This window comes from Thalassospira sp. ABL2_045, from assembly GCF_056161285.1.
This window is the reverse complement of sequence record NZ_JBSWYV010000008.1, coordinates 34,453-46,513: the sequence shown is the minus strand read 5'-3', so window position 1 is coordinate 46,513 and position 12,061 is coordinate 34,453. Positions and strand designations below refer to the sequence as shown.

General features: G+C 56.0%; 11 protein-coding genes. 4 read left to right on the top strand and 7 right to left on the bottom strand.

Features of this window, described 5'->3' with window-relative positions:
• Nucleotides 1-242: 242 nt before the first annotated feature.
• Complete coding sequence (gene rpmB, locus ACXAIA_RS12615; protein WP_008889909.1) at nt 243-536, bottom strand: 50S ribosomal protein L28; 294 nt, start codon at nt 534-536, stop codon at nt 243-245.
• Nucleotides 537-988: 452 nt separating this feature from the next.
• On the opposite strand from rpmB, the gene ACXAIA_RS12610 reads away from it, so the two are divergent.
• On the top strand, nt 989-1,177 hold the full coding sequence (locus ACXAIA_RS12610) for a hypothetical protein (protein WP_475344415.1): 189 nt from the start codon (nt 989-991) through the stop codon (nt 1,175-1,177).
• 95 nt (nt 1,178-1,272) lie between these two features.
• Here the strand turns inward: ACXAIA_RS12610 and ACXAIA_RS12605 are convergent, their stop codons facing one another.
• The 5 genes from ACXAIA_RS12605 to ACXAIA_RS12585 form a co-directional block, all read right to left on the bottom strand.
• Complete coding sequence (locus tag ACXAIA_RS12605) at nt 1,273-3,339, bottom strand: putative bifunctional diguanylate cyclase/phosphodiesterase (protein WP_475349631.1); 2,067 nt, start codon at nt 3,337-3,339, stop codon at nt 1,273-1,275.
• Between the two features lie 126 nt (nt 3,340-3,465).
• Nucleotides 3,466-4,305, bottom strand: a complete 840-nt coding sequence (gene gluQRS, locus ACXAIA_RS12600) for a tRNA glutamyl-Q(34) synthetase GluQRS (protein WP_475349630.1) — start codon at nt 4,303-4,305, stop codon at nt 3,466-3,468.
• Nucleotides 4,306-4,324: 19 nt separating this feature from the next.
• Entirely contained in the window at nt 4,325-6,250 is a 1,926-nt protein-coding gene (gene cobT, locus ACXAIA_RS12595) for a cobaltochelatase subunit CobT (protein WP_475349629.1), read from the bottom strand.
• Nucleotides 6,251-6,301: 51 nt separating this feature from the next.
• Complete coding sequence (cobS, locus tag ACXAIA_RS12590; RefSeq protein ID WP_475349628.1) at nt 6,302-7,309, bottom strand: cobaltochelatase subunit CobS; 1,008 nt, start codon at nt 7,307-7,309, stop codon at nt 6,302-6,304.
• A 212-nt stretch (nt 7,310-7,521) separates the two neighbouring features.
• On the bottom strand, nt 7,522-8,172 hold the full coding sequence (locus ACXAIA_RS12585) for a DnaJ domain-containing protein (protein WP_475349627.1): 651 nt from the start codon (nt 8,170-8,172) through the stop codon (nt 7,522-7,524).
• A 160-nt stretch (nt 8,173-8,332) separates the two neighbouring features.
• Between ACXAIA_RS12585 and ACXAIA_RS12580 the strand changes: the two genes are divergently transcribed.
• From ACXAIA_RS12580 to ACXAIA_RS12570, 3 genes are all read left to right on the top strand, one after another.
• A complete protein-coding gene (locus ACXAIA_RS12580) occupies nt 8,333-8,629 on the top strand; it encodes a BolA family protein (RefSeq protein WP_475349626.1) in 297 nt (98 codons plus the stop codon).
• Between the two features lie 139 nt (nt 8,630-8,768).
• Nucleotides 8,769-10,022: a PQQ-dependent sugar dehydrogenase gene (locus tag ACXAIA_RS12575; RefSeq protein WP_475349625.1), complete on the top strand. Its 1,254-nt coding sequence runs from the start codon at nt 8,769-8,771 to the stop codon at nt 10,020-10,022.
• The gene (locus ACXAIA_RS12570; protein ID WP_475349624.1) at nt 10,022-10,657 is read left to right on the top strand and encodes a c-type cytochrome; all 636 of its coding nucleotides are present in this window, start codon (nt 10,022-10,024) and stop codon (nt 10,655-10,657) included. The genes ACXAIA_RS12575 and ACXAIA_RS12570 overlap by 1 nt, the downstream gene beginning before the upstream one ends.
• Before the next feature lie 30 nt (nt 10,658-10,687).
• Here the strand turns inward: ACXAIA_RS12570 and ACXAIA_RS12565 are convergent, their stop codons facing one another.
• Nucleotides 10,688-12,004 (bottom strand): transporter substrate-binding domain-containing protein, encoded by a 1,317-nt coding sequence (locus ACXAIA_RS12565; protein WP_475349623.1) that lies wholly within the window; start codon nt 12,002-12,004, stop codon nt 10,688-10,690.
• Between the last annotated feature and the right edge of the window lie 57 nt (nt 12,005-12,061).

Genomic DNA, 12,061 nt, shown 5'->3' with positions numbered 1-12,061 from the left:
ATTTCCAAAAGCGCAAAGCCCGTGTTCCGCCGAGTCGCGTTTCTTCACGCAACATCGTTGCGCAACCCTTGGAACCCCTTGGCAAAGACGATCAAGCGCAGCACAAAAAAAGCCGCCAGACCCTGTCTGGCAGCATGCATTATGCGCCTCAACTAACGCAAACAATCACGGGACCGGAAAAACGAAAGGCCCGCTTATAAAGCGGGCCTTCGTAAATTCTGTCTGTAAAGCAGAAGCCTTGATTAGGCAGCTTTTGCTTCAACAGCTTTGGCGACCTGGCGTTTGATTTTCACCAAATCTGCCGGCAGCTTTGCATTTGCAGTGCTGAGCAGATATGCATCCAGACCACCACGTTTTTCGATGGTGCGGACAGCATTGGTGGTCAGACGCAGACGCACCGAACGACCGAGCGACTCACTAAGCAGCGAGGTCGGCTGCAGGTTCGGGAGGAAACGACGTTTGGTACGATTGTGGGCGTGGCTCACATTCATGCCGACCAAAACGCCTTTGCCGGATACCGGGCAGCGACGTGCCATGACCTGATCTCCTGGTCTATAAATTCGCAAAAGGACGCTTGGCCTGAACATGCAGGCCCGCGCTTGGAAGCGGGTTAATACTGCCTATGGCCTATGTCGTCAAGCCTTCATCAAGCGAAAACCGCGACAAAAACGCTTATCAGAGCGGTTTTGGCGATAATCCGTGGTTTGTGCCGATATTTGCCCAACTCAACCGCACGGAATCTGTGGCTTTTCAAACCGGGGCGACAATAACAAACAGCGCCTTGGCGGGCAATTGCGCCATTTCGGCCCATAGCTGCACACCGATTCTCCGTCCCTGTATTATATAATGTCAGGACGTGTTTCGTCGGCATACGGGCCTATGGTTTCAATCTGCATGCTTTATTGATACGGATCAAAACGCAGACGCGCACAGCATGGTAAATTCGACACCATGAGTTAAGAAATCCGTTTCGGGAGCATGACGGGACATGAAATCAGATAGCAAAGTTTCTCTGCCGCTTTTGGGCATTCTGCTGGTCGCTGTAATTGGCTTGGCACTTTATCTTGCCGGTTATGTTCTTGCCGCTCTGGGCATTCCTGTCGCTTCGTTCTGGATTTACGTTGCGCTGGCCCTTGTGCCGGTCAGCTTCCTTGTCCTGATTGATTTTAGCCGCTGATTCTGCCTCCCCCCGCAGAACAGTACTGAGACGGCCTGCCACATTTAGCGACAGGCCGTTTTTTTTATGCGCTTATGCCACCGGGAAAGGGCACCTCAGACAGGCTGATGGTGATCAGTTTGCCATCGGGTATCGCGACAGGGCATCTGACCGGGCCGGGCAAAGAAGTACCCCTGACAGGCATCAACCCCCATCGCCATCAGCTCATCATGCTGATGGGCGGTTTCGATCCCTTCGGCGATGACCTTAAGACCAAAGCGATGGGCAATCAGAATTGCTGCCTCGATCACGACGCGGGCATTTTCATCCATGGCCAGGACAAAGGACTTGTCGATCTTGACGGCATCGACCCGGATTTCGTGCAGGCGCGACAGGGACGAATAGCCGGTCCCGAAATCATCAATATAGATTTCAATGCCCATGTCATGGAGCTGACCGAGCACACTGGCGATCTGGGTGGTCTGACGTTTTTCAAAGATCGATTCCGTGACTTCGAGAACCAGTCGATTTGCAGCCAACCCGGTTTCGGCCAGAATTCGTGAGACCATACCGGCGAAATTCGGCATGACGATCTGGCGGATCGATACGTTGATCGCGATTTTTGTCGTCGCTGCAATTTCGCTGCTGTCTTGCAACGTCTGACAGGCCCGGCGCATACACCATTCGCCGATATCAACGATCAGGGCACTTTCCTCGGCAATTGGGATGAATTCGTCGGGCGGCACCACACCAAGCACCCCACTGTTCCAGCGTAAAAGCGCCTCATAGGCGATGATATCGCCGGTCACGGCATCAATGACCGGCTGGTATTCAATGTTGAACTCATCGGCACTCAGCGCACGCCGAAGGGCCTGTGTGACGCTGAGGCGGCGTTCCTGTTCGGTCAGCAGCATTTTGTCATAGTTATGCACACTGCCGCGTCCTGATCGTTTGACCTCGGCCGCGGCGAGGTCAGCCCAGTGGATCAATTCCGAAATTGACGGATTGCGGCCCGAGGAAAAGGCAACCCCGGTGCTAAAGCCGACATGCAGTGTATGCCCAACAATGTTGATCGGCTGGCTTACCGCATGCTGGGCCAGCTCGACCGTATATTCAACCAGCGGATGGAGTTCCTGATGCGGGGCGGCCAGAACGATCAGAAACTCGTCCCCGCCCCAGCGGCCCAGCGCATGATGTTCACCAACACATTCGCCCAGCCGCTCACTGACCGCGCGCAGGACTTCATCACCGATCGCATGACTGAGCCCGTCATTGATCTGCTTGAAGCGATCAAGATCGATAAACAGAACCGCGTAATCCAGTAACGCGTCCGATCGCTTTTTTTCCTCAAACCACGCAACGATCCCGTCGCGGTTATAGATGCCTGTCAGTGCATCATGCTCCACCAGATCGCGGAGCTCCTCGGTACGCTGTTCAACGCGGGCTTCAAGGGTCGCGTTCCAGTCCTCGGTAATCCGGTTTTTCTGTTTGAGATCTTCAATCAGCCGTTGGTTTTGATGTTTCAGCACAAAGGAGCGGAACAGAACGGCATGATTGTTGCGATGGGTGACCAGCATCACCAACAGGAACACCAGCGCCAAGACCGACAGGATATAGTTCGCATCCCCCATCACCGCCAGGATCACTGCCGGCGGCAACAGCAACGCACAAAGATAGAAGCGCCCAACGAGGAAGACCGGCGCCAGAATACCGGTCGCGCCCCCGGCCATGCCGGCAATAATGATCATGGTCAGGAACTGGCTTTCGCCCTGAACTGCGGGGATTTCAATCGCACCGACCAGTGACCATAACAGCCCGGTAACAATCACCCCGATTTGGTAACGAAAGCGCCATTTGCGAAGCTGATCAGAGGAGAGTTCGGTACTGTTTTCACGCGTCAGGTGGTAAAGGTATCCTCCCCAAAGCCGAATGCAGCAAATAACTGCGACGACCAGAAGCCAGATGACCGTTTCCGCGCGTAAATCACCTCGCAGCCAGAACATCGCAACCATGCTGGCACCAGCGGCCAGATTGACCAGAATGTTCGCCCAGTTATTGCGATAAGCCAGATCCAGCAGGTCGCGCTGAACCTTACCGGTCAAATCCTCGCCAGCATTAATTTCTATACCCGGGTCGAGAACGCGTTTACCGATCCTCCTGACCAAGCCAGCATTTTTTTCCATCTGGTCTTGCGCCTCTGACATCGTCGTATGATCAAATATATCCTATACGTAGGTACTAACCCACGACAATGGGAATATGATCTAACCGCGATATTGCTTTGGGATAATGCCGTAACGTCAAATTGATCAGGACAGGGTGGCCAGCTTGATGACGTCCTGGGACAAAAGCCCCTCTTCGCGCATGGATCTGAGCGTCTTGGATTTGTCGCGCTTGGCAAAGCGTTTCCCATCCGGGCCGGTCAGAAGCCCGTGATGGTGATATTCCGGCACGTCATAGCCCAGCAATTCCTGCAACAATCGATGCAGGTGGCAGGCAAAAAACAGGTCTTCCCCGCGCGTGACAAGGGTGATGCCCTGAAGGTTATCATCATGGGTGACCGAGACATGATAGCTGGTCGGTGTATCCTTGCGGGCGAGCACCACATCGCCAAAGATTTCAGGCGTCGCGATCTGCTTGCCAGCAGCCCGGTCAAACCAGGTCAGTTCGCGCCCCACCCGTTTGAGGGCCGCCCCCATATCAAGACGCAGCGCATAGCTTTCCCCCGCCGCAATACGATCCTGGCGCTCAGACACTGAACACTGCCGACAGGTGCCGGGATAAAGCGCGCCATCGGGTCCGTGCGGCGCATTGCCGATGCGCGCGATTTCCGCCTGAATGTCTTTACGGGTACAAAAACACGGATAGAGCAATTCCATATCTGACAGGCGATCAAGCACTGCCTGGTAGTCAGCAAAATGATCGGACTGCACCCGGACGGGCTGTTCCCATTGAAGGCCCAGCCAGGCGAGGTCTTCGTAGATCGCATCAAGATATTCCGGGCGACACCGGGTCTGGTCGATATCTTCGATCCGCAAAAGAAAACGGCCATCCGGCCCGGCCTGTTTTGCAGAAAACAGGGCCGAGGCCGCATGGCCAAGATGAAGATATCCGGTCGGGCTGGGTGCAAAGCGGGTGATGATATTCATCCTCGATACACCTTGGCCGTTACCAGCGGTCGCGGTCACCCGCGGCGTGATCACGGGCCTGCGCATTATCGGCCGGCACATGGCGCATCGGACGTTTTGGCTGACGCGCGCCTTCCTCGTCAAACAGATCGGAAAGTTCGCGCAGCATGGTGCCGCCAAGTTCTTCCGGATCGTTGATCGTCACTGCGCGGCGATAATAGCGCGTCACGTCATGACCAATACCAATCGCCAGCAATTCGACCGGCGATCTGGTTTCAATCCATTCGATCACTTCGCGCAAATGACGTTCCAGATAATTTCCGGAGTTGACCGACAGCGTTGAATCATCGACCGGTGCACCATCGGAAATCACCATCATGATCCGGCGTTGTTCGGTACGCGCCAGAAGACGTTCATGCGCCCAAAGCAGCGCTTCGCCGTCGATGTTTTCCTTAAGCAAACCTTCGCGCAGCATTAGACCAAGGTTCTTGCGCGCCCGACGCCACGGCGTATCGGCGGCCTTGTAGATGATGTGACGCAGATCGTTCAGACGACCGGGTTTAGGCGGCTTGCCAGCCTCGACCCAGTTTTCACGCGATTGACCACCTTTCCACTGACGGGTGGTGAAGCCGAGAATTTCGACCTTCACCCCGCAACGCTCCAGCGTGCGCGCCAGAATATCGGCCGACAGGGCCGCAATCGTGATCGGGCGGCCGCGCATGGAGCCGGAATTATCGATCAGAAGCGTCACCACCGTATCGCGGAAATCGGTATCCTGTTCCTGCTTGAAGGACAGCGAGGTCGACGGCGTTGCAACGATACGCGCAAGCTTCGCAGCATCGAGAATGCCTTCTTCAAGGTCGAAGTCCCAGCCACGGTTCTGCTGCGCCATCAGGCGGCGTTGCAGACGGTTGGCAAGGCGCGACACCACGTTTTGAAGGTTGGCGAGCTGCTTATCAAGCATCGCACGCAGGCGCGACAGTTCGAGGTTTTCACACAGGTCATCTGCGGTGACGACCTCGTCATATTCGCGGGTGAACGGCTCATACCCACGTTCGACCGGTTCGTTGCGGCCATCGAATTCAGGCTGCTCGCCAGGGCCGGCAGGCTTTTCTTCCTGCGACATGGCTTCAAGCTGCTGATCGTCGATATCGCCTTCGCCAGCCTCGGCTTCTTCGGAACCGGCATCAGATTGATCATCGCTGCCATCAGGTTCGGAATCGTCATTCTGGCCCTGCTGGCCACCCTGACTTTCCATGTCTTCCTGATCGGGGTCGTTTTCGCCTTCTTGCTGATCTTCGTCCTCGCCATCCTGTTCGGGCGGGGCATCGTCGAGGTCTTCTTCCAGCGACAGATGATCAAGCAATTTGCGCATACCGCGTGCAAAGGCTTCCTGATCATCCATGACATCACGCAGATCGGTCAGGTCAGCACCAGCATTTTCTTCGATGTGCGAACGCCATAGATCAATCAGCGGGCCTGCGGATTCAGGGGCCTTTTCACCGGTAAAGATTTCACGTGCCAGCATCCCGATCGCATCGGCAAACGGGGCATCATCACGCGATGTTACGCGGTGATAGTTTTTGGCGTGGCAATCCTGTTCGGCATGTTCACGCAGGTTTTTGCGTACACCGGGGAAATAGCGCGAACCAATCGCCTCAACACGCGCGGTTTCAAGCGCATCATAAACAGCCTGTGCCTCGGCCGTTTCGGGCATGCGTTTGGCGTGCAGGCCAGCATCGTGGTGGCGCATTTTAAGCGCCCAGCCATCGGCAACGCCGCGCAGATCGGCGACCTCATCCTTGGGCATGGCCTGTTTGGGCATCGGCAAACGCACATGTTCGCCGTAGCCCCCCGGGCGCCCGCCTTTGACAAAGCCGACTTCCAGATCATTGCGCCCGGCAAGCGCACGAAACGTCGCTGCCGTGCCGCGCAAGAAGCCGGAAAGAGCCTCATCATTCTTCATTGCACTACTCGCTTGTGGAACCAGTTCGCCAATCTGTTTGAGGGTCACGCCTTAGCGGACCATCACATTGATGGCTTCCTCGGGCAGTTCTTCGCCAAAGCAACGCTGGTAATATTCTGCCAGGATCGGACGTTCGACTTCATCGCAACGGTTCAGGAAGGTCACGCGGAAGGCATAGGAAACGTCGCCGAAAATCTTGGCGTTTTCAGCAAGCGTAATCACGGTACGCGGGCTCATGACGGTCGAAATATCACCAGCGACAAAGCCCTGACGGGTCAGGTTGGCAAGCGCCACCATGGCTTCGATCTTCTGGCGGCCTTCGGCGTTATCAAATGCCGGAACCTTGGCGGTGATGATGTTGGTTTCGTCTTCGACCGACAGATAGTTTAGCGTCGCAATGATCGACCAACGGTCCATCTGGGCCTGGTTGATCTGCTGGGTGCCGTGATAGAGGCCCGTGGTATCACCAAGACCAACCGTGTTTGACGTCGCAAACAGGCGGAAATGCGAATGCGGGTGGATGACCTTGTTCTGATCAAGCAGGGTCAGCTTGCCATCGACTTCCAAAACACGCTGGATGACGAACATCACGTCCGGGCGGCCGGCATCATATTCATCAAACACCATCGCGACCGGGCGTTTAAGCGCCCAGGGCAGAATGCCTTCGCGGAATTCGGTGATCTGTTTGCCATCGCGAAGCACAATCGCGTCCTTGCCGATCAGGTCGATACGGCTGATGTGGCTATCAAGGTTTACACGCACGCACGGCCAGTTCAGGCGCGATGCCACCTGTTCGATATGGGTCGATTTACCGGTGCCGTGATACCCCTGGATCATCACGCGGCGGTTATAGGCAAAGCCTGCCAGGATCGCCAGCGTGGTGTCGCGATCAAAACGATAGGTCGGGTCAACCGCCGGCACATGTTCGCTGCCCTGGCTAAAGGCCGGGACTTCCATATCAACATCGATCCCGAACGTTTCGCGCACGGAAATGGTGGTATCGGGTGTATCAAGCGGATGTTCTGCCGCTACACCGCTCGCTTCGTAACCTTGGCTCATAAGTACTCGCGCATTTGTCGGACCGGCGCTGGTGGCGCGGTCGTTTCGTTAAACTTGCTCATTAATAGCGGTTATGACGCATCACACAAAGGGAAGATGCGCAAAAAATCTCTATTATCGCAAAAGGTTTACTCGATAAGAGCTATCCGGTACGCAAACTGCGACCAAATAGACCGGTTTTCACCGAATTTCGCAGAAAATTAGCGGGAAACCTAAAGAGTCACCCGCGCTTCGAGATCGCGGATGTACTGGGTCAGCGATGTATAGGCCGCGCTGATGCGCTTGAAGCGTTCCTCGGCGGCCTTGTCGCCTCCATTGGCATCGGGGTGATACTTTTTCGAAAGCGCCTTGTATTTCGCCTTGAGCTCATCACGGGTGAACGGCCAGCCAAGATCAAGGGTTGCCATCGCCTGTTGCTGTTCGGTCGGCATGCCAAGTGCGCCTGCACGACGCTGGGCTTCTTCGCTTTTGCGTTTGCGTTCAGCCTTGGCCTTGTCTTCCGCACCGGGACCGTGATGGGTTTGATCGCCGTCTTCATTAAAGAAGCCGAACCCGTCCTTGAACTTGAAATTGAACGGCTTTTTCGAACCACGGATATGACCGAACTGCCAGGTCGGGCGTTGCCAATGGGTATCGCGGCGCATGTCGCTTTCGATATCCTCGGCCTTCATGCCGGCATAATAGTTCCACGACTTGTTGTATTCGCGGACATGTTCCAGACAGAACTTGTAATAGTCGCGCAACTTGCGATCCTTGGGCGCACGGAACTCCCCATGCCCGTCACAATCCGGCCAGTCACATTCCGGCAGAACGGGTTCGTCATGGTAGAGCGTCTTGCGCTTGTTGCGGTGTCCTCGGTTCATTTGCGTCTATATGTTCTGAAAGTTTGCGGCGCGCAATATCATAAGGGCGCTTTAAATGCGATAAAAGGCTTGAAAAGCGCCTAGCGCATGCCAGACCCTCTCAACCAGATTCGTTTTTGCAGCCATCTGCAAACATCACCAGAAAACAGAGGCCCTTATCATGCAGGTCGCCAACCAGATCCGTGACATCCTGACCGAACAGTTCGCCCCGGTCGAACTACAGATCAATGATGATTCATCCAAGCATGCCGGTCATGCCGGCGCAGACCCGCGGGGCGAGTCCCATTTTTCCGTCCTTGTCGTGTCCGAAAAGTTCGAAGGCGAGAACCGCGTGAACCGCCAGCGCCTTGTGTATGGGGCGCTTGATGAATTGCTCAAGGACCGGGTTCATGCGCTTGCACTGAAAACCATGACACCCGCGGAATACGAAACCGCCCTTGCCGCACGAAACAATTAATCACAATTCCATATCGTGAAATCAACCTATACGTTCATCCCGATTAGGCGCAATGCTTATGCACAAGCCGTGCGGAGTTCAAATCTGCGCGGCACGGATGCCGGTCAATGGCATCCGCTACAATCGGGAGGACTACGTAATGACGAAACGCCTTCTTATGGCGAGCATTGCGCTTGCCATGTCCGGAACCGCTTATGCGCAAGCACCTGCGCCGGACAATCTTGAAAAACTCTCAAGCTTCCAATCAACCGGGACGACAGAATTCACCGTCATCGAACAGGGCGGGGATTATGCCGAAGGGATCAAAAAGACCCTTGAACGCATCACGCTTCCAGACGGGTTCAAGATCGGCCTTTATGCCATCGTCCCCGATGCCCGCCATATTGCGGTCGGGCCGCAAGGGGTCGTGACCTTTGTCGGCACGCGCAAGGACAAGGTCTGGGCCGTCACCGACCGCAACAAGGACCGGGTCGCGGACGAGGTAAAGGACTTTGCCCCGTCGCTGCGCTTTGCCATTCCCAATGGTCCGTGCTTCTCGTCTGACGGGTTCTTGTATATCGCCGAACAGAACCGCGTTCTGGTATTCCCGGCCGCCGAGTTCTTCTATGAAAGCCCGGATGTCGCGGCCTTTAACGTCGTCAAGCAGGGCGATCTGATACCGCCCGCGGAGGAAAGCTATAACCACACCGCGCGTGTCTGCAAAATCGGCCCGGACGGGAAGCTTTATATCTCGCTCGGTCAGCCGTTTAACGTGGCGCCCGAAGACAAGCTTGATCTTTATCGCGAGTGGGGCATTGGCGGCATCATCCGCATCAATACCGATGGCACCGGCCGCGAAGTTTATACCTACGGGGTGCGTAATTCCGTCGGTCATGACTTCCACCCGGTCACCGGCGAACTGTGGTGGACGGATAACCAGGTTGATGGCATGGGTGATGATATCCCGCCCGGTGAAATCAACCATCAAACCGCCGCCGGCCAGCATTTCGGCCATCCGTGGTATGGCGGCGGTGATGTCCGCACCAATGAATATGCCGGACAGGAAGTGCCTTATGACGTTGTCATGCCCGCGGTAGAAACCGTGGCCCATGCCGCCGACCTTGGCATGAGCTTCTATACTGGCAAGATGTTCCCGGCCAAATACAAGAACGCGATCTTCTCGGCCCAGCACGGGTCGTGGAACCGCACAACGCCGGTGGGCGCGCGGGTGATGGTGACCTTCATTGATGACGAAGGCAATGCCAGCACCCAACCGTTTGCCGAAGGCTGGATTGACGAGAACGAGGAATATCTTGGTCGTCCGGTCGATGTTGCCCAATTGCGTGATGGGTCGATCATTGTTTCCGATGATCTGGCCGGTGCGCTGTATCGCATCTGGTATGAGGGCAATTGATGCGCACAGCTTTGATCGCACTCCTCGGCGGGCTTCTGTCCGCCGGGGTTCTTTCCATGCCGTCATCTGTGTCGGCCCAGGCCCCCTCCACGACTGATCCCGCCACGACTGATCCCGAAACGCTCAAGGATGGACGCAAGGTGGCGGGCATGTGCCGCACCTGTCACGGGCTTGATGGGCTGGCGCGCATTCCGATTGCCCCGCATATCGGCGGCGAGCCGGTTGATTACCTGATCGCACAGCTTCGGGCGTTCAAGACCGGCACGCGCGAACATGAAATGATGACGGTGGTCGCCGGCAGTCTGTCTGATGACCAGATCGAGGACGTCGCACACTGGTTTAATCATTTTACCGCCAGCGGCACCCTACCCGCCAACACGTCCGAGGATGACGCCCCGGAGCTTTGTATTGGCTGCCACAGCGCGAACGGGATTTCGACACTTGAAGATGCGCCCAATCTGGCGGGGGAAACCAATATCTATATCGAAACGCAGCTCAAGGCGTTTCGCACCGGCAAACGGGTGCATGACATCATGACACCGATTGCCAGGGAGCTGACGGATGCCGAAATGCAGGCCGCCGCAGACTGGTATAGCAATATCGAAATTGAAATCACCGAACCGTCCGGTAACTAGTCCGGACGGTTTCGGTTTTCACGGCCAATCTCAGCTATCGGGACGCAGTGCCGCAGAAACGTTAAGCCCGACGGTGAGTGCCGCAACTGTTCTGCCCGTATCCGGATCGACGACCGGCACGGTGATCTGCGACAGAAAAGCACGGGTTGAGGCGTCATAGCGGATATCCGTGATCAGGGCATGATCGCGGTTGATGCTTTCTGTCATCTGGAATTGCGCCTCGTCACTTTGGTCAAAATCCGATGTCAGGCGGCTCATGCCAATGATCTGGCCATGCAGGTCGAACACAAATGCCTCTGCGATCTGATCGCCAATGCCGGCCTGAAACGTGCGCAGATAATCCGACAAGTCATTGCCCAGAATTTCGGCCGCTGTCGCGCTGGATTGGCCGCGCCGAGACAAGGTTGTCCATTCCTCATCCGTCTGGCGTTTCTGATCTGCTGCCAGGCCTTTTCGTCCTTCGACCAGATCAAGAACATGGTCCTGAAGGGCCGGGGAATTGGCAAATTGCCGCACGATCGGCAACTGTTCGCGTTCAATGGCATCGCGTTCCCACGGCTCCAGACTCATCGGGCGGGTTTCGCAAAATTCCAGCACCCCGTTCAGCCGATCAAGCAGATCGGGAAAGGCGGCAACATAGCGCTTGGAAAAATAGACCACCAACGGTGCATAGCGTTCGAACTTAACAGCGAATTTGTCAGACCCGATTTCCAGCGACTTGCGCGCGATTTCAAAGCTGTGCTTGTCAACAAGCGCATACTCCACCCGGCCTGCTGCCACCTGCCCGACCAGCGATGCAATTGACGGGACGCGCATGATATCGCCATAGCCCTGCTCGCTTAGCCATTCGGCCTCGTTCGAGCCGAGTATCGCACCAACAGAGGCGAAATCGCCCGGTTTGGGCACACCGCTTACGCGGGGGTTATCGGACTGCTGCGTCGAGGAAACCCACACCCATTTTTCAAGCGCCAGCGGATTTGTCGCCACTGCATATTCATCCATGGTGTCGCTGATGCGCGCCAGAAAGAACCCGTCTGCCCGGCCATTTCGAACCATCTCCCGGTTACGCTGGCGCGGCGCAATGGCAAAGCCATACCCGACACCGATCCGCTCGAACACGCAGTTCAGGATGGCGACGGAATAGCCGCTTAGCATGCCGTTTTGCAGTTCCTGATATGGGGGATGCAGGTTGGTTTGCAGGATCAGAAAGCTGTCCTGGCCGTTAAAGTCGGCCTGTCCGGACTCAGCCGGGGATGACACAAGATCATGGGCCTGCGACGTCGATGTCGTCAGTCTCGCCGACCCCAGCAGAAATGAATAAAGCGCTGCTGTTGCCAAAGATCGCAAAACAGCATTCCGGCAGTTCTTGTTGTTTATTGTTTTATGGTTTCCATCCCAGCGCAA

Excerpts from the sequence above, each read along its gene's own strand:
- rpmB (WP_008889909.1), bottom strand. The coding sequence starts at position 536 with ATGGCACGTCGCTGCCCGGTATCCGGCAAAGGCGTTTTGGTCGGCATG.
- ACXAIA_RS12610 (WP_475344415.1), top strand. The coding sequence starts at position 989 with ATGAAATCAGATAGCAAAGTTTCTCTGCCGCTTTTGGGCATTCTGCTG.
- ACXAIA_RS12605 (WP_475349631.1), bottom strand. The coding sequence starts at position 3,339 with ATGGAAAAAAATGCTGGCTTGGTCAGGAGGATCGGTAAACGCGTTCTC.
- gluQRS (WP_475349630.1), bottom strand. The coding sequence starts at position 4,305 with ATGAATATCATCACCCGCTTTGCACCCAGCCCGACCGGATATCTTCAT.
- cobT (WP_475349629.1), bottom strand. The coding sequence starts at position 6,250 with ATGAAGAATGATGAGGCTCTTTCCGGCTTCTTGCGCGGCACGGCAGCG.
- cobS (WP_475349628.1), bottom strand. The coding sequence starts at position 7,309 with ATGAGCCAAGGTTACGAAGCGAGCGGTGTAGCGGCAGAACATCCGCTT.
- ACXAIA_RS12585 (WP_475349627.1), bottom strand. The coding sequence starts at position 8,172 with ATGAACCGAGGACACCGCAACAAGCGCAAGACGCTCTACCATGACGAA.
- ACXAIA_RS12580 (WP_475349626.1), top strand. The coding sequence starts at position 8,333 with ATGCAGGTCGCCAACCAGATCCGTGACATCCTGACCGAACAGTTCGCC.
- ACXAIA_RS12575 (WP_475349625.1), top strand. The coding sequence starts at position 8,769 with ATGACGAAACGCCTTCTTATGGCGAGCATTGCGCTTGCCATGTCCGGA.
- ACXAIA_RS12570 (WP_475349624.1), top strand. The coding sequence starts at position 10,022 with ATGCGCACAGCTTTGATCGCACTCCTCGGCGGGCTTCTGTCCGCCGGG.